Annotated in this window: 13 protein-coding genes; 9 read left to right on the top strand and 4 right to left on the bottom strand. The window is 65.9% G+C overall.

Annotation, left to right across the window (positions count from 1 at the left end):
- Positions 1 to 5: 5 nt before the first annotated feature.
- Positions 6 to 1,865 carry a tetratricopeptide repeat protein gene (locus TSO221_RS13755; protein ID WP_146208798.1) on the bottom strand — a complete coding sequence of 620 codons (1,860 nt, stop codon included), beginning with the start codon at positions 1,863 to 1,865 and terminating at the stop codon, positions 6 to 8.
- Between the two features lie 510 nt (positions 1,866 to 2,375).
- Between TSO221_RS13755 and TSO221_RS13760 the strand changes: the two genes are divergently transcribed.
- Entirely contained in the window at positions 2,376 to 2,654 is a 279-nt protein-coding gene (locus TSO221_RS13760; RefSeq protein WP_146208799.1) for a hypothetical protein, read from the top strand.
- Positions 2,655 to 2,713: 59 nt separating this feature from the next.
- Here the strand turns inward: TSO221_RS13760 and TSO221_RS13765 are convergent, their stop codons facing one another.
- The 3 genes from TSO221_RS13765 to TSO221_RS34995 all read right to left on the bottom strand — a co-directional run bounded on the left by TSO221_RS13765 (position 2,714) and on the right by TSO221_RS34995 (position 4,798).
- Entirely contained in the window at positions 2,714 to 3,331 is a 618-nt protein-coding gene (locus TSO221_RS13765; RefSeq protein ID WP_109119072.1) for a response regulator, read from the bottom strand.
- Entirely contained in the window at positions 3,324 to 3,728 is a 405-nt protein-coding gene (locus TSO221_RS13770) for a hypothetical protein (protein WP_146208800.1), read from the bottom strand. The genes TSO221_RS13765 and TSO221_RS13770 overlap by 8 nt, the downstream gene beginning before the upstream one ends.
- An 815-nt stretch (positions 3,729 to 4,543) precedes the next feature.
- Complete coding sequence (locus TSO221_RS34995) at positions 4,544 to 4,798, bottom strand: hypothetical protein (protein ID WP_146208801.1); 255 nt, start codon at positions 4,796 to 4,798, stop codon at positions 4,544 to 4,546.
- 281 nt (positions 4,799 to 5,079) lie between these two features.
- On the opposite strand from TSO221_RS34995, the gene arcD reads away from it, so the two are divergent.
- From arcD to TSO221_RS13810, 8 genes are all read left to right on the top strand, one after another.
- Positions 5,080 to 6,561: an arginine-ornithine antiporter gene (gene arcD, locus TSO221_RS13775; RefSeq protein ID WP_109119074.1), complete on the top strand. Its 1,482-nt coding sequence runs from the start codon at positions 5,080 to 5,082 to the stop codon at positions 6,559 to 6,561.
- A gap of 38 nt (positions 6,562 to 6,599) precedes the next feature.
- Positions 6,600 to 7,829, top strand: coding sequence for an arginine deiminase (gene arcA / locus TSO221_RS13780; RefSeq protein ID WP_109119075.1), 1,230 nt, complete (start codon positions 6,600 to 6,602; stop codon positions 7,827 to 7,829).
- 23 nt (positions 7,830 to 7,852) lie between these two features.
- Complete coding sequence (locus tag TSO221_RS13785; RefSeq protein WP_109119076.1) at positions 7,853 to 8,857, top strand: ornithine carbamoyltransferase; 1,005 nt, start codon at positions 7,853 to 7,855, stop codon at positions 8,855 to 8,857.
- 4 nt (positions 8,858 to 8,861) lie between these two features.
- Positions 8,862 to 9,800, top strand: a complete 939-nt coding sequence (arcC, locus tag TSO221_RS13790; protein WP_109119077.1) for a carbamate kinase — start codon at positions 8,862 to 8,864, stop codon at positions 9,798 to 9,800.
- A gap of 61 nt (positions 9,801 to 9,861) precedes the next feature.
- Positions 9,862 to 11,358: a Na+/H+ antiporter NhaC family protein gene (locus TSO221_RS13795; RefSeq protein WP_109119078.1), complete on the top strand. Its 1,497-nt coding sequence runs from the start codon at positions 9,862 to 9,864 to the stop codon at positions 11,356 to 11,358.
- Positions 11,359 to 11,750: 392 nt separating this feature from the next.
- The gene (locus TSO221_RS13800; RefSeq protein WP_109119079.1) at positions 11,751 to 12,440 is read left to right on the top strand and encodes a TetR/AcrR family transcriptional regulator; all 690 of its coding nucleotides are present in this window, start codon (positions 11,751 to 11,753) and stop codon (positions 12,438 to 12,440) included.
- A gap of 64 nt (positions 12,441 to 12,504) precedes the next feature.
- Complete coding sequence (locus tag TSO221_RS13805) at positions 12,505 to 13,731, top strand: efflux RND transporter periplasmic adaptor subunit (RefSeq protein WP_109119080.1); 1,227 nt, start codon at positions 12,505 to 12,507, stop codon at positions 13,729 to 13,731.
- Positions 13,732 to 13,741: 10 nt separating this feature from the next.
- Positions 13,742 to 16,816, top strand: a complete 3,075-nt coding sequence (locus TSO221_RS13810; protein ID WP_109119081.1) for a multidrug efflux RND transporter permease subunit — start codon at positions 13,742 to 13,744, stop codon at positions 16,814 to 16,816.
- Positions 16,817 to 17,076: the final 260 nt, after the last annotated feature.

The following is a 17,076-nucleotide window of genomic DNA, read 5'->3' on the forward strand; positions in this document are numbered from 1 at the left end:
GTTGGTCAGCGCCCGTCGGTCGATGCCCATTGCGGAGCGATGGCGAGGCCGGCCTTTTGCAACCCATCGACGATCATGGCGATGGTGGACGGGTTGATGTTCCGACGCTCGAATTCGGGGATGGCCTTGGCGCCGAACTCGGGTTCGAGGCGCAGGATCTCGCCGACCTCGTAGGCGGCGTCGGCCCCGCGGCCCGTCTGACCGTAAATCATCGCCAGGACCACATGCGTGTAGACCAGGTTCGGCTGATCGACCCGCCTGGCTTCCGCGAGCGCCTCATCGTATCGGCCATGCACGTAGTGGTATACGGCAAAGGTGATACGGTACCAGTCGGGATGAGCCGGGTTGCGCGCGAAAGCCTCGCGGATCAGTGGAATGCCCTTGTCCCATTCGCCGATCAGGCTGTAGCTCCGCCCGAGGTCGGCGAGGATATCGCTGTCGTTGGGATTGAGCGCGAGTGCCTTTTCATAGGACGCGATGCTGCGGTCGGGCTCGCGGCGCAGCCAATACGCGAGGGCAAGAGCCTTCTGCGGCAAAGGACTGTCGGGCGCCAGGGTCGCGGCGTGTTCCGCCAGCTGAAGGCCGGACGCAATTGGATCGGGGCGAGACCTGGCCGGGTTGAAGCCCAGACGGGCCTCGTCGATGTACGCGATGGCCAGCGCCGCCCAGGCGTCCGCGTAAAGCGGATCGGTCTGGACCGAGCGTTCCAGGCAGGTCCTCGCTTGGCCGTGAAGATCCGCATTCAGCTGCCGCCAATACCGCCGCGTCCGCAGCATGCATTCGTAGGAGGACAGCGCGGTGGGAGACAACGTGGCCGTGGCCCGCATTTCCTCCTTGTCGATCACGCCGTTCGACTGCGCCAGGGTGCGGGCGACCTGAACCGCGATGTCCTGGCGGACGTCGATCATGTTGGAGGAATTGAATGTGCCGCGATACCCGTTCGACCAGACGTAGCGCTGATCGTGCGCATCGATCAACGCGACATTGATTTGTATCTGGTCGCCGGCCTGGCTGACGCTGCCTTTCAGGACGTAGTCGATGTTCGTGTCGACGCCGGCCTTGCGCAGCGCCGTTTCGGATCCATAGCGGAACGTCGTGCGCGCCCCGAAGACGAACACATTCCTGAATCGGATCAGAGCGCCGATAAGATCCTCGGTGAAGCCCTCGACGAACACGTCCTGCGCCGTGCTCCCGGTGCCATTCGTAAGGGGCAGCACCATGAGCGCCGGCCCACGTACGTTGGCGGCGAGTTTTTCCCCTTTGACCGGTTGCGGCGCGGGTGCGGAGAACCATACGACCGCGAGCAGCGAAAGCAGGACGGCAACCACAATCCCGCCGGCGGCAACCCCGTGGCGCTTAACAGCCGCAACCATCGCACGCAACGATCGCTTCGATGCGTTGCCGGGCATGGAACTGCCGGTCACGCCCGGCCGCGTCGAAACGGTGCTCGCGCCGACGGCGCCCGGCAGTTCCGGATCCGCGAACGCATCGGCGTTCTCAAGCGGGTCCGCCCCTTGCTTCACGATGAACCGTGGTACGTAGCCACCTTTCGGGATGGTGATCTGGATGCGGTCCAAAGCGCCTTCGGTCAGATAATACTGCTCCAGACACCGCCGGATCCGGCCGGCCTGGATTCGGACCACCGGGTCGAGCAGCGGATCGAAGTTGGCATCGCGATCGAACACATCCATCGCGATGGTGAAGGCTTTGATCCGGTCGGCATGGCCGGCCTGCGTCTCTTCGACGACGAACTTCAGGAACCGGCGCTTCCTGGTGGACCCGCGGAATCCCCGACTGGCCAGAACACGCTCCAGCGCATCCTCGATCAACTTCGGCGGGATCGATTCATCAGAGGTGTTAGGCATGAACTCCCCCCAACTTGGCGCCTTACCGGCTTATCGGGTGCGTTCGCGTCATGAGCGGCAGCAGGCCTGCCGGAGAAAATGTCGCAGCATACCCAAGCGCCCCCGTCCACAATCATAGGAGCGATATTCAGCAATGATCAACTGATAAAATGATCGATAATCAGTATATGTACCTACCCACTTTGACTTGCTATGGTTTTCCAACCCCCTTGATGGAGCGACTGTGTTTGGCTAGACAGTCCATTCAGTCGCCGACTGTGACAGTGACCGCACGAAAGTGCAGGTGACACCTTCACTACCCATTGGTATGTACCCATCTTGTCTTGCAGCGTGCACAAAAATGCGGGGTGGCGCCCGATACCGTATCAATGTGAACAGTTGCCCTATTCAAAGCCGGACGCCCCCCGCCGCAGGCTGCTACAGATCGAAACGAAGGCAGGCGCCCACCAAGCAGGCATCCGACATCGATCCAGAGCCAGTGAAAGCCCCCATGCCCATGCGGGAGCATCCATGTCGGAAAAGACACAACATGTGGCGGAGCGGTTTCCCGACCTGGCCCAGGCCATCAAGCAGTATGCCTCGGACAACCGTTTCTTCCACGGTTTGTGTGAAGACTACGGCGAAGCGGTCGAAATGCTTCATCACCTGGAGAGACTGGGCGACTCCTCCGCATCCGCGCAGTACGCCGTCTGCCGGGAAATCGTGCTGGAACTCGAGCAGGAAATCCTGGCCGAACTTCAGCTGTGGAACGAAGGAGGAAGCTCCCTGGAGGGACCGGTGAAGCCTTAGCGGCTTCGCTCCCGCATACGGCAGACCTGCCGCATCGGCACCGATGCGTGCCCGCCGCCCTAATGCTTCGGCTCTCCCGTCACGCCGGCAGCGAGCGACAGGCGGATGAGGTTCGGCAGCCCGGAGACGTGGAGCCGGGCCCCGATCTTCGCCCGGTGGGCGTCAACGGTCCTTGGACTGATACCAAGCCGGTAGGCGATGACCCTGGTCGGCAGCCCGGCGACGATGCCGTCGAGAACCTCCCGCTCCCGGTGGGAAAGCCTGGCCAGCCGGGTGCGGAACTCCGCAAGTTCGGGATCCTCCGTGGCATCGTATCGGGCGAGCGCCGCATCGATGGCGGAGAGCAGCGTACGGCGTTCAAAAGGCTTTTCGATGAAGTCTATGGCGCCGGCCTTCATGGCGCGAACCACCGTCGGCACCGCGGCCCGGTCCGTCATGAACACCAGGGGCACCGTGATGCCGCGATCCTTGAGCATTTGCTGGAGTTCGATACCGTCCAGATCCGGCAACGAGACATCGACGAGCCCGCACCCCACCGCACGGGCCTGAACTGCCCTGACGAAGCTCCAGCCATCGGAATGCTCCATCACGGCGTAGCCGCATTCCGCAAGCATCAGGGCAACGGATTGGCGGAACGGCGTGTCGTCATCCACGACGTGAACGAGGTGTTCAGGCATGTGCGGGAGCCTCCGCCATCGGCATGGTCACGAGGAAGACAGCGCCGCCCCCGGGATTGGCATCGGCCCGTATCCGGCCGCCGTGCGCCTCGACGATGGACCGCGGTGTTGAAAGCACGACGGTGCTTCCGATGGAGGCCAGGCGTTCCGCCGCACCGAAGATGCGGGACAACCCGCGATCGACGTCCTCCGCCACGAGCAGCGCCCGATCGCGCACCAGCTGTTCGGTTTGTCTGGTTTCCTCGGCAGCGCCGCGGATGAGAAGCCTCCCGGAGAACAGCGCAAGCGGCAGGACACTGGCCGCCACGACGAGCACAAGCCAGGTCCACACCTGCAAAGGGCGCAGGAACCATCGACCATTTCGCTCGGCTCGCGGAACAGATGGCGGCTCGATCATGTCAACCTTCAACGATATCCTGACCCCTAGGGTTTGTCGTTCCAGTGGATGGAGAGAAAAGCCAAAAACCCGATGTCTGCACTCTGCCGATCACGACCGAACTCGGCCACTTCACAACGCGGGTCCACCAGCGGACGAGAGGGCGGCTGGGCGCCCTGCTTGACGGGCGAATGGATGGCGCGCAAGCACCACTTTCGTATGCGAGCGCTAATGTGCCAACATCAGCATTTGGGTGGCGATTGGCGCCTCGGTGGCACCCAGAGATTTCCCAGTCCTCCACCTATTCCAAACGATGCAAGCCCCGCAATGCGGCGATCGAACCAATCTCCCCAAAAATTGCCACACGATCTTGCCAATATACAATATCGTGTCGAAACATTATACGAACGTAATTTTCTGTCTTATCCTATATGGTTACTGTAGCTTACCTGAAACATAATTTTTTTACTTTTCCCATGATCCTGATTTTGAAAATATTGTGCTCCGAAAATTTTTAAATTGAACAAATTCGAACCTCGCTCATTCCGAGCCACAATGCGCCTTCCACTCCACGAATTTATAATGCCTGAGTTTCACCGGCAATCTTTCAAATAATCGACCATTGTCGCCACCATGCATTCCAAAGTACTATTTGAGAAATTGGCCGCGCAATGATTGCGATTCCAAGGGCATCCATGCACAAACACAATGCAAGCCCTGAATTCATGAAGCTGTTTAGGCTTTGGGAGCACGAAAGATTGCGCCGCAAATCTGGACTGCCACCCCTTCAGCTTTCCCGACGCAATACCGTTGCCGCGTGGGCCGACTCGTCGATCCTATTCGTAATTGGGAAAAATATCGCCACCTGCAGTGTCATATCCGCCGGATGCAAAATATCCGACTATTACGGAATTGATATTTCTGGCAAGAAATTCATAGAAGTAATGCCAACCACACTGAACATTCTTCTTGGCCCATACCGACTGATACAGAAGTGGCGGCGGCCGTTGCATATTCTCGGCCCCTATGATCGTGGCGGCCGCCGAGTCAATGTCATGGAGCGCATCATCCTGCCGCTGGAGAATGATCATGCGCTTGCGATCCTAAAGGAAAGGGAGTGCGCCCCCACCGAGAGGCAGCACCCATCCATATTGTACTCATGCAGAGTGCTTTGAACACCCAACCAGCGCAGCACCCCAGTTCCCCGGCCAATCGTCGGGTCTGACGTTACCGTAACAGCTTCACACTTTAGGTTGCAATCATGTACCGTAACAACCTCTCATTCAAGCTTCACTGATGCTCACATCCCATTCGGCGGAATTCGCTCGCCGGAGCGACGGGCGATGTCCACCCGGCGCGGGAGGAAAACGCAATGACGACGGCGGACTTCACGGGCCGGGCTCCGGCCGAGACCGTTCACGCGACCGGACAGTCGCAGAAACTGACGCTGCTTCCGCTCGTCGCCCTCGTCATCGGTTCCATGATCGGCGGCGGGGTCTTCAACCTGCCTTCGGACATGTCCAAGGCCGCCTCCCCCGGCGCCATCCTGATCGGCTGGCTGATCACCGGCGTGGGCATGCTCATGCTGGCCTTCGTCTACCAGGGCCTGGCCGTGCGCAAACCCGATCTCAACGCCGGCCCCTACGCCTACGCCAAGGCCGGTTTCGGCCCCTTCGTCGGCTTCAACAGCGCCTGGGGCTATTGGCTGAGTGCCTTCCTCGGCAACGTGGCCTACGCGGTGGCCATCTTCTCGGCGCTTTCCCACTTCTTCCCCGTGTTCGGCAGCGGCAACAACCTGCCGTCCATCGTCGGCGCATCGCTCTGCCTGTGGCTGGTCCACGCGCTCGTGCTGGGCGGGATCAAGCAGGCCGCCTTCGTGAACGTCGTCACCTCGATCGCCAAGCTGGTGCCACTGTTCCTGTTCATCGTCCTGGCCATCATCGGCTTCCATTGGGACCGCTTCACGCTGGATTTCTGGGGCGCCGGGGCGGCTGGTTCCGAGGGCCTCGGTTCGGTGATGGCGCAGGTGAAGAGCACCATGCTGGTGACCCTGTGGGTGTTCATCGGCATCGAAGGCGCCAGCGTCTATTCCGCCCGCGCTGCCCGGCGCTCCGACGTCGGGCGGGCGACCGTCATCGGCTTCGTCGGCGCGCTGGGGATCTACGTCCTGGTCTCGCTGCTGGCGACCGGCCTGCTGTCGCAGCCCGAACTCGCGGGGCTCAAGGTGCCGTCCATGGCGGGCGTGCTCGAATCCCTGGTCGGGCCGTGGGGCGCGGCGCTCATCAGCATCGGGCTGGTCATCTCGGTCGGCGGCGCGTTCCTGTCCTGGACGCTGCTGTGCGCCGAGATTCCCTACACCTGCGGCCGCGACGGCACCTTCCCGAAATGGTTCGCGGCGGAGAACGCCAACGGCTCGCCGGTGAACTCGCTGTGGGCGACGAACCTGCTCATCCAGCTTTTCCTCGGGCTCACCTTCCTGTCGCAGAGCGCCTACCAGTTCTTCTACTTCATCGCCTCGGTGGCGATCCTGCCGCCCTACGTGCTGTCCGGCGCCTACGCGCTGAAGCTCGCCCTGACCGGAGAGGGCTACGGCGCCGAACCGCGGACCAAGGACATCGCCGTCGGCGCACTGGCGACGACGTACGGCCTCTGGCTGGTGTACGCGGCCGGCCTCCAGTACCTGCTGATGTGCGCGGTTCTCTTCGCGCCCGGCATCCTCGTCTATCTCCGGGCCCGGCGGGAACGCGGCGAACGCGCCTTCAGCGGCGCCGAGACGGTCATCGCCGCGCTCATCGTGCTCCTCGCGCTGCTCGCCGCCTGGCTCATGTGGACGGGCACGATCAGCCCGCTCTGACAAAACAGGCCCGCTCTGACCGAATAGGAAGGTGTGACATGCATGACGTTGGCGTGCATTCGGAAGTCGGCAAGCTGCGCACCGTGCTGGTCTGCCGGCCGTCGCTGGCGCACCAGCGCCTCACCCCCGGCAACTGCCACGAACTGCTGTTCGACGACGTCATCTGGGTGCACGAGGCGCAGAAGGACCACCACGACTTCGTACTGAAGATGGAGGAGCGCGGGGTCGAGGTGCTGGAGCTGCACGACCTGCTCGCCGGGGCGCTCGACGATCCGCAGGGGCGGGCGTTCGTGCTCGACCGCCGCGTCACCGCCAACACCGTCGGGATCGCCGCCGCCGCGGTCATGCGCCCGTGGCTGGACGAGATGCCGTCCAAGCAGCTGGCCATCCATCTGATCGGCGGCATCGCCGTCTCGGACCTGCCGGAAGCCACCGTGAGCGCGCTGCTGCGCGAGGCGATCGGCGGCACCGAGTTCGTGCTGCCGCCGATTCCCAACACCCTGTTCCAGCGGGATCCGTCCTGCTGGATCTACAACGGCGTGACCTGCAACCCGATGTACTGGCCCGCCCGCAAGCCGGAGACGCTGCTGCAGCGCGCGGTCTACAAGTTCCACCCGCGCTTCCGGAACGGCGGCTTCACCATCTGGTGGGGCGATTCCGACGAGGACTTCACCGGCGCGTCCATGGAGGGCGGCGACGTGATGGCGATCGGCAAGGGCGTCGTCCTCATCGGCATGGGCGAACGCACCAACCGCCAGGCGGTCGGGCAGGTCGCCCGGTCGCTGTTCCGCAGCGGCGCGGCGTCGCGGGTCATCGCCTGCGTGATGCCGAAGAGCCGCGCGGCCATGCACCTCGACACGGTGTTCAGCTTCTGCGACCGCGATCTGGTCACCGTCTTCCGCGAGGTCGTCGACCAGATCCGCTGCTACACCGCCTATCCCGCCGGCGACGACGGCCGCTTCGAGGTGCGGCCCGAGACGAAGCCGCTGCTCGAGGTCGCCGCCGAGGCGCTGGGCCTTCCCAGGCTCCGCGTCGTCGGCACCGGCGGCAACGCCTACGAGGCGGAACGCGAGCAGTGGGACGACGGCAACAACGTCGTGGCGCTCGAACCCGGCGTGGTGGTCGCCTACGACCGCAACACCTACACCAACACGCTGCTGCGCAAGGCCGGCATCGAGGTCATCACCGTCCGCGGCGCCGAGCTTGGCCGCGGCCGCGGCGGCGGTCACTGCATGACCTGTCCGATCTGGCGGGAAGCGGCCTACTGATCACGGATCAAGGGAGGACACCGATGGGCTTCAACCTGCGCAACCGCTCTCTGCTCACCGTGCAGGACTACACGCCGCAGGAGTTCCGCTACCTGCTCGATCTGGCGCGCGACCTGAAGCGCGCGAAGTACGCCAAGACCGAACAGCAGCACCTGCGCGGCAAGGAGATCTGCCTGATCTTCGAGAAGACCTCGACCCGCACCCGCTGCGCCTTCGAGGTCGCCTGCTACGACCAGGGGGCCAACGTCACCTACCTCGACCCCTCCGGCTCGCAGATCGGCCACAAGGAGTCCTTCAAGGACACGGCGCGCGTGCTGGGCCGCATGTACGACGCCATCGAATACCGCGGCGCGGCGCAGCAGGGCGTCGAGCAGCTGGCCAAATACGCCGGCGTGCCGGTCTACAACGGCCTCACCGACGAGTACCACCCCACCCAGATGCTCGCCGACGTCATGACGATGCGCGAGCACAGCGACAAGCCGATCCCCAACATCTCCTACGCCTACGTCGGCGACACCCGGTCGAACATGGGCCATTCGCTGATGATCGTCGGCTGCCTGATGGGCATGAACGTGCGGATCTGCGGCCCGAAGAGCCTGTGGCCGTCGGAGGAGTACACGAAGATCGCCCACACCCTCGCCCGCGAGTCCGGCGCGCGGCTGACCATCACCGACAACGTCCAGGAGGCGGTGAACGGGGTGGACTTCATCCACACCGACGTCTGGGTCTCCATGGGAGAGCCCAAGGAGGTGTGGAAGGAGCGCATCGCGCTGCTCAAGCCCTATCAGGTCAACGCCGAGCTGATGGCGGCGAGCGGCAACCCGCAGGTCAAGTTCATGCATTGCCTGCCGGCGTTCCACGACGCCGAGACCACCCTCGGCCGGCAGATCGCGCAGGACTACGGCATGCCCAACGGGCTCGAGGTCACCAACGACGTCTTCGAGTCCAGTGCGAACGTCGCCTTCGAGCAGGCGGAGAACCGCATGCACACGATCAAGGCGCTGCTGGTCGCCACGCTGGGGGAATGACGCCATGCGCATCGTCGTAGCCCTGGGCGGGAACGCCCTGCTGAAACGCGGCGAGCCGATGACCGCCGACGTGCAGCGCGTCAACGTCCGCCGCGCCGCCGAGGCGCTCGCCCCCGTCGCCGGCGAACACCAGCTGGTGATCAGCCACGGCAACGGGCCGCAGGTCGGCCTGCTGGCGCTCCAGGGTGCCGCCTACAAGCCGGACGAGGCGTATCCCCTGGACGTCCTCGGCGCCGAGACCGAGGGCATGATCGGCTACATGATCGAGCAGGAGCTGGGCAACCTGCTGCCGTTCGAGGTTCCCTTCGCCACCCTGCTGACCATGGTGGAGGTCGACGGCGACGATCCCGCCTTCCAGGATCCCACCAAGTTCGTGGGACCGGTCTACGGCGCCCCCGAGGCCGAGCGGATGGCGGCCGAGAAGGGCTGGGTCTTCAAGCCGGACGGCACGGCGTGGCGGCGCGTCGTGCCATCGCCGGCGCCCAAGCGGATCTTCGAGATCCGGCCGATCCGCTGGCTGCTGGAGCAGGGCGTCATCGTGATCTGCGCCGGCGGCGGCGGCATCCCGACCATGTACCGGAAGGACGCGGAGCGCACGCTGGTCGGGGTGGAGGCGGTGATCGACAAGGATCTCTGCTCCGAGCTGCTGGCCCGCGACCTGGACGCCGATCTCCTGATCATGGCGACGGATGCCGACGCCGTATTCGTCGGATGGGGGACGCCCGGTGCGAAGGCCATCCATCGCGCCAGTCCGGAGGCGATGGCAGGGCACAGCTTCCCGGCCGGGTCCATGGGCCCGAAGGTGGACGCCGCGTGCCGCTTCGCCGCGGCCACGGGACGGACGGCGGCGATCGGCGCCCTCGCCGACATCCCGGCCATCGTGCGCGGGGACAAGGGCACGCTCATCAGCACATCGTTCGCGGGGATGTCCTGGCACCCCTAGCGGCCGGCGCCGCGGGGCGCCGATCCAGAGGTGCGCGGATCGTGACGGGGAGGGTTCGGCCATGGCGTTGCACCTGACGGCACTGGACGGGACCGTGCGGGACGTCCGCCCCCCGTCGCTGCTCGACGCGCTGATTCCCATGGTCGCCCTCGTCGGCCTGCTGATGCTGTCCTACCTGCTGTTCGGCAAGGACGCGTCGGCCGGCCCCAACCAGATCGCGCTGCTCTTCGCCGGGATCGTCGCGGCGGGAATCGCCTGGAAGAACGGCATGCCCTGGGAGGGCTTGCGCCAGGCGGTGATCGACGGCGTGTCGACCGGCCTCGCCCCCATCATGATCCTGCTGGCGGTGGGGGCGCTGATCGGGACCTGGGCGCTCAGCGGGACCATCGTGGCGATGGTCTACTACGGCCTCCAGATCCTCAGCCCGAACTTCTTCTACGCGACGACCGCGCTCATCTGCGCGCTGATCGGCTTCAGCATCGGCAGCTCCTGGACCGTGGCGGGCACCGTCGGCATCGGGCTGATGGGCGTCGCCGCCAGCATGAACCTGTCGCCGGAGATCACCGCCGGCGCCGTCATTTCCGGCGCCTACTTCGGCGACAAGGCCTCGCCGCTGTCCGACACCGCCAATCTGGCGACCGCGGTGGCCGGATCCGGGATCTACGAGCACATCCGGGAGTCGCTGTTCACCTCGGTTCCCTCCCTGCTCGTCGCCACCGCCCTGTTCGCGGCGCTGGGCACCCCCGGCGACTTCGACGCCTCGGCCATGCTGTCCGGCATCGAAAGCAGCTTCGCGGTCTCGCCCTGGGCCTTCGCGCCGTTGCTGCTCGTCCTCGGCCTGTCGATCATCCGCTTCCCGCCCTTCATCACCATCTTCTTCGGCGCGCTGGCCGGTGGTGTCCTGGCGGTCGTTCAGGAGCCGGCGCGCGTCGTCGCGTTCGCCGCCGCGCCGGAGCTGCCGCCGGCGGTGGCCGCGGTGAAGGGCGTGTGGATGGCGCTCGCCACCGGCTACACCGCGCACAGCGGCAACGCGGCGCTCGACACGATCCTGACGCGCGGCGGCATGTCGAGCATGATGAACACCGTGTGGCTGATCATCACCGCGCTCTCCTTCGGCGCGACGGTGGAGCACGCCGGGCTGCTCAACCGCCTGATCGACCCGGTCATCCACCGGATGAAGTCGGTCGGCGGGCTGGTGACCGCCGTGGTGGCCACCTGCATCGGGACCAACGTCGTCACCTCGGACCAGTACATCGCGATCGCCCTGCCCGGCCGGCTGTTCAAGGGCGAGTTCGCCAAGCGCGGGCTGGCACCCGTGCTGTTGTCGCGCGTCGTCGGGGACTCGGCCACCGTGACCTCGCCGCTCATCGCCTGGAACAGCTGCGGCGCCTACATGGCCGCGGCGCTCGGCGTGCCGGCGACCGGCTTCGCCGCGTACTGCTTCTTCAACATCCTGAACCCGCTGGTCACCATCCTGTTCGCGGTTTTCGGCCTGCGCGTGTGGCGAACCGCAACGGGAACGCCGCCGTCCGGTGACGCCGCGCCGTCGCGCGGGTAGATCCCGCAAGGGCCGAGGAGGCTTGCGTCGGAAGCGCCACCGCGCGCCGGAATTGGCGGAAGGTGCATTTTGACCCGCCCCACGGAAACTCCTCCAACCTGAGTTGGAGTCCGTCGATCAATCATCCACCCCCATCTCATATCAAAGGCGCGTGATGGCTTCCATCAAGCGCCTTTGATTCAAACCCGGCAGCTCAATGCAACGCATTGAGCGAGAGGGTGATACGGCCGGCCGATCATGGAAGCATCCATGCGCCGGCCGTATCAGCCCCCATAGCGACCCCTGCCACGGGGCCGAACGACAAAGCGTATGGACAAGCGGGCGCCTTCACGTTACACCTGACGGAGCAGATAGTAAGTAAGCACTTACTTACAACCCTAAGAACCGCGGACATGGCCCCCCGTCTCGACAGCTCCGCCCGCCGAACGTTGATTCTCGACGCCGCGCTGCCGCTGTTCGCGCGCAAGGGCTTCGCCGCGACCACGACCAAGGAGATCGCCCAGGCGGCGGGCGTGTCCGAGGCCCTCATCTTCAAGCACTTCCCGTCGAAGGCCTCGCTGTACGAGGCGATTTTCCTGAGCTGCATCGACAATGACCCGGAGTACGCCCGCCTCGTGGCGCTGCCGCCGTCGGCCGCCACGCTGGTGCAGATCGTCCAGGCGCTGGTCTCGTACTTCCTGTTCGAGGTTCCGGCTGTTCCGGAGGAGCGGGCACGGCAACGGCTTGTGCTTTACGGGCTGCTGGAGGATGGGGAACTCATGCGCCGCGTCTACGACGGCCTGCATGAGCGCTTCCATCCCGCCTTCACCGCCTCCGTCCATGCCGCGGAGGTCGGCGGCGATCTGGCCGGCGGGCCGGTCGAGGCCGGGACGGGGATGTGGATGGCCGATCACCTCTGCACCATGATGGCTGCGGTCTGCCTGTCCGAACGCTCGCTCATTGCCTATTCCTGCGACCGCCGCGACCTCGCCCGCCAAGCCATCTGGTTCATCCTGCGCGGCCTCGGAATGCGCGAGGAGGCCATCGCCGCCCAGGAGGGGAGCGACCGTTTCCCCCACGCGCCGTTCGATGCCCTCCTTTGATCCGACCCCGCCGCTGAACCACGCGCCCCGAAACGATTGCGGAAAACCGGAGTAACCGATCGTGATGCTGGACAACCATTCCAAGGCCGAGACGTCGTTCGGGCACCCGGCCGACGCCGAGGATCCCGGGGTGCCGACGCTGGCGCGGCGCCCGGTCAGCCGGCGCGGGCTGGTCATCCGCCTGATCGTCACCGCGCTGATCCTCGCCCTGCTCGGCGGCGCGCTCTACGGCTTCAACACCTTCCGGAACAAGGCGATTTCCGACTTCTTCGCCGGCAACAAGCCGCCGCCCACCCCGGTGGCGCTGGCCGAGGCGACGGTGCAGTCGATCCCCAAGTACCTGACGGCCATCGGCACGCTGACCGCGTCCCGCCAGGTGACGGTCGCCCCAGAAGTCGCCGGCCGCGTCACCCAGATCGCCTTCGAATCCGGCGCCAGGGTGAAGGCCGGCGACCCGCTGGTGCAGCTGAACGACGCGACCGAGCAGGCCGACCTTCTGGCGCAGCGCGCCCAGGGCCGCCTGGCCGAACTGAACCTGGAGCGCGCCCGCGACCTGCGCCGCAGCCAGGCGACGCCGCAGAGCAGCGTCGACCAGTTCCAGGCCCAGCTCGACGAGATCATGGCGAACCAGAAGCGCACCCAGGCGCTGATCGCCCAGAAGCTGATCAAGGCGCCCTTCGACGGCGAGCTCGGCATCCGGCAGATCAACGTCGGCGAACACCTCGACACCGGCGCCGCCGTCGTGACGCTGACCGACCTGTCGACGCTGTACGTCAACTTCTCGCTGCCGGAACAGACCCTGCCGCGGCTGGCGGTCGGGCAGAAGGTGCTGATCAACGCCGACGCCTTCGCCGGCCGCGACTTCGAGGCGACGATCGGCACCATCGAGCCCCAGGTCAGCGCCGACACCCGCGCCATCAAGGTGCAGGCGACGCTGGACAACCGCGAGCGGATGCTGCGCCCCGGCATGTTCGCCAACGTGCGCGTCGTGCTGCCGCCGCAGCCCGACACCCTGACCGTGCCGGAAACCGCGGTCGACTACACGGTCTACGGCGACAGCGTGTTCGTCGCGAAGAACGGGAAGGCGGAGGACGGCGCGGACCGGCTGACGGTCCAGCGCGTGCCGGTCAAGGTCGGCGACCGCCTGCCGAACCGCGTCGAGATCCGCAGCGGGCTCAACCCCGGCGACCGCGTGGTGGTGTCGGGCCAGCTCAAGCTGGCCAACGGCGCGGTCGTGGTACCGGCGGAAGGCAACCCGCTGACCGCACCGCAAACCCTGCCGCGGAACTGAGGCCGGCGCCATGACGTTCACCGACATCTTCATCCGCCGGCCGGTCCTGGCCGTGGTGGTCAGCCTGCTGATCCTGCTGGTCGGGCTGCGGGCGCTGCTGGAAATGCCGATCCGGCAGTACCCGCAGTTGCAGAACACGGTCATCACCGTCACCACCTCGTACCCCGGCGCCTCGCCCGACCTGATGCAGGGCTTCATCGCCACGCCGATCGAGCAGGCGGTGGCGACGGCGGAGGGCATCGACTACCTGACCTCGTCCTCGACCCAGGGGCAGAGCGTGGTGACCGCCTACATCCGGCTGAACTTCGACCCCAACGTCGCGATGACCGACGTGATGGCGAAGGTGCAGCAGGTGAAGTACCAGCTCCCGCGCGAGGCCAACGACCCGGTCATCCTGAAATCGACCGGCGAGACGACGTCGATCCTCTACATGGGCTTCTCCAGCCCGGAGCTGTCCGGGGCGGCGATCTCCGACTACCTGACCCGCGTCGTGCAGCCGAACCTGTCGACGGTCGAGGGCGTGGCGCGGGCGCAGATCCTCGGCGGCCAGACCTTCGCCATGCGGCTGTGGCTGGACCCGGTGCGGATGGCGGCGCGCGGCATCTCGCCCAGCGACGTGTCGGTGGCCATCGCGGCGAACAACTTCCAGTCGGCCCCCGGGCAGACCAAGGGCGTGTTCGTCGTCACCAACGTCACCGCCAACACCGGCCTGACCGACGTCGAGCAGTTCCGCGACATGGTGGTGAAGGCCAAGGACGGCGCGCTGGTCCGCATGCGCGACGTCGCCACCGTCGAGCTGGGCGCCCAGAGCTTCAACGCCAGCGTCGCGATGAACGGCCAGCAGGCGATCTTCATCGGCGTGGATTCCACCCCCACCGGCAACCCGCTGAACATCGTCGCCGACATCCGCAAGATGGAGCCGGAGCTGCGGCGCAACCTGCCGCCCGGCATGCAGATGGAGATCGTCTACGACAGCACGCGCTTCATCCAGTCCTCCATCGACGAGGTGGTGAAGACGCTGCTGGAGGCGGTCGCCATCGTCATCGTGGTGATCTTCCTGTTCCTGGGGTCCTTCCGGTCGGTGCTGATCCCGGTGGTGACGATCCCGCTGTCCATCGTCGGCGCCTGCACCTTCATGCTGGCGATGGGCTTCTCGCTGAACCTGCTGACGCTGCTGGCGATGGTGCTTGCCATCGGCCTCGTCGTCGATGACGCCATCGTGGTGGTGGAGAACGTCCACCGGCACCTGGAGGAGGGGAAGTCCCCCGTCGCCGCCGCCATCGTCGGCGCGCGCGAGATCGTCGGCCCGGTCATCTCCATGACCATCACGCTGGCCGCCGTCTACGCCCCCATCGGCCTCCTGGGCGGCCTGACCGGTGCCCTGTTCCGCGAGTTCGCCTTCACCCTGGCCGGGTCGGTGGTCGTCTCCGGCATCGTGGCGCTGACCCTGTCGCCGATGATGTGCTCGGTCATCCTGACCGACACCGGCCACCAGGGGCGCTTCGCCGCCTTCCTCGACCGCAGCTTCGACCGGCTGGCCGGCTGGTACGTCCGCCGCCTCGACGGCATGCTGGACTACCGCGCGGCGACGCTGCTGTTCGCCGTCGGCATCCTGCTGAGCGTCGGCTACCTGTTCGCCAACACCATGGCGGAGCTGGCGCCGGAGGAGGACCAGGGCATCCTGTTCGGCATCTCCAAGGCGCCGCAGTACGCCAACCTCGACTACATCGACAGCTTCGGCAAGCAGATCGACGACACCTTCAAGTCGTTCCCGGAGACCGACACCCGCTTCGTGCTGACCGGCATGCCGACGCTGAACCAGGGCTTCGCCGGCATGATCCTGAAACCGTGGGGGGAGCGCGCGCGCTCGGCCAAGGAGCTGCAGCCGCTGGCCCAGGCGGAGCTGAGCAAGGTCACCGGCATCAACGTCTTCCTGGTGTCGCCGCCGGCCCTGCCCGGCTCGACCGGCGGCCTGCCGGTGCAGATGGTGATCTCCAGCACCACCGACTACCGCACGATCTTCGACGCCATCGAGCGCATCAAGGACGCGGCGACGAAGAGCGGCATGTTCATCGTCACCGACAGCGACCTGCAATACGACAGCCCGGTGGTCCGCCTGAAGATCGACCGTTCCAAGGCGGCGGACCTCGGCCTGTCCATGCAGGCCGTCGGCAACACGCTGGCGGTGCTGGCCGGCGGCAACTACGTCAACCGCTTCAACCTGAACGGCCGCTCGTACGAGGTCATCCCCCAGGTGCCGCGCGCCCAGCGCCTGACCCCGGAGGATCTCAGCACCTTCTACGTCGCCACCGGCACCGGCGCGCAGATCCCGCTGTCCACGGTCGTCTCCATCGAGACGGGGACCGAGCCGAACGCGCTGAACAAGTACAACCAGCTGCCCTCGGCGACCTTCTCCGCCGTGCCGATGCCCGGCGTCACCATCGGGCAGGCGGTGGCCTTCCTGGAGGAACAGGCGCGCACCCAGCTGCCGGCGGGCTTCAACCACGCCTACCTGTCGGAATCGCGGCAGTACGTGACGGAGGGCAACCAGCTGATGGTGACCTTCGTCTTCGCGCTGATCGTCATCTATCTGGTGCTGGCGGCGCAGTTCGAGTCGCTGCGCGATCCGCTGGTGATCCTGGTCTCGGTGCCGATGTCCATCTGCGGCGCGCTGCTGCCGCTGTTCTTCGGCCTGTCGACCATGAACATCTACACCCAGGTCGGCCTCGTCACCCTGATCGGCCTGATCAGCAAGCACGGCATCCTGCTGGTGGAGTTCGCCCGCGAGATGCAGATCAACGAAGGGGTGGACCGCCGCACCGCCATCGAGCACGCGGCGCGCGTCCGCCTGCGTCCGATCCTGATGACCACGGCGGCGATGGTGGTCGGCCTCGTGCCGCTGCTGACGGCGTCCGGGGCCGGAGCGGCCAGCCGGTTCTCCATCGGCCTGGTCATCGTCGCCGGCATGCTGATCGGCACGCTGTTCACGCTGTTCGTGCTGCCGGCGGTCTACACGGTGCTTGCCAAGGACCACCACGCCGCGACCCGGTCCGCCCGCGCCGCGGCGCTCGCCGAACTGACCTGATGCACGAGGCGGCCGTCGCCTCGGCGCGCGAGAGCTGGGCCTCCAGCTCCGCCAGCGTCGCGGCGACGGTGTCGGGCGCCGTGCGTACCCATGGATGGGCGGCCCGGCTGGCGCCTTGATGCCCAAGCTGGTGCCCCCTCGACGCCTCATACGGCCGACGCCTAAAGGCGTCGGCCGTATGCCCCTCCCGCTCAATGCTGTGCATTGAGCTGCCGGGTTGGATCAAAGGCGCCTGATGGAAGCCATCAGGCGCCTTTGAT

The organism is Azospirillum sp. TSO22-1, assembly GCF_003116015.1.
Taxonomy (GTDB): domain Bacteria; phylum Pseudomonadota; class Alphaproteobacteria; order Azospirillales; family Azospirillaceae; genus Azospirillum.

What these genes read in the sequence shown, in the direction of transcription:
- TSO221_RS13755 (WP_146208798.1), bottom strand. Translation starts at nt 1,865, where the DNA reads ATGCCTAACACCTCTGATGAATCGATCCCGCCGAAGTTGATCGAGGAT.
- TSO221_RS13760 (WP_146208799.1), top strand. Translation starts at nt 2,376, where the DNA reads ATGTCGGAAAAGACACAACATGTGGCGGAGCGGTTTCCCGACCTGGCC.
- TSO221_RS13765 (WP_109119072.1), bottom strand. Translation starts at nt 3,331, where the DNA reads ATGCCTGAACACCTCGTTCACGTCGTGGATGACGACACGCCGTTCCGC.
- TSO221_RS13770 (WP_146208800.1), bottom strand. Translation starts at nt 3,728, where the DNA reads ATGATCGAGCCGCCATCTGTTCCGCGAGCCGAGCGAAATGGTCGATGG.
- TSO221_RS34995 (WP_146208801.1), bottom strand. Translation starts at nt 4,798, where the DNA reads ATGATCATTCTCCAGCGGCAGGATGATGCGCTCCATGACATTGACTCG.
- arcD (WP_109119074.1), top strand. Translation starts at nt 5,080, where the DNA reads ATGACGACGGCGGACTTCACGGGCCGGGCTCCGGCCGAGACCGTTCAC.
- arcA (WP_109119075.1), top strand. Translation starts at nt 6,600, where the DNA reads ATGCATGACGTTGGCGTGCATTCGGAAGTCGGCAAGCTGCGCACCGTG.
- TSO221_RS13785 (WP_109119076.1), top strand. Translation starts at nt 7,853, where the DNA reads ATGGGCTTCAACCTGCGCAACCGCTCTCTGCTCACCGTGCAGGACTAC.
- arcC (WP_109119077.1), top strand. Translation starts at nt 8,862, where the DNA reads ATGCGCATCGTCGTAGCCCTGGGCGGGAACGCCCTGCTGAAACGCGGC.
- TSO221_RS13795 (WP_109119078.1), top strand. Translation starts at nt 9,862, where the DNA reads ATGGCGTTGCACCTGACGGCACTGGACGGGACCGTGCGGGACGTCCGC.
- TSO221_RS13800 (WP_109119079.1), top strand. Translation starts at nt 11,751, where the DNA reads ATGGCCCCCCGTCTCGACAGCTCCGCCCGCCGAACGTTGATTCTCGAC.
- TSO221_RS13805 (WP_109119080.1), top strand. Translation starts at nt 12,505, where the DNA reads ATGCTGGACAACCATTCCAAGGCCGAGACGTCGTTCGGGCACCCGGCC.
- TSO221_RS13810 (WP_109119081.1), top strand. Translation starts at nt 13,742, where the DNA reads ATGACGTTCACCGACATCTTCATCCGCCGGCCGGTCCTGGCCGTGGTG.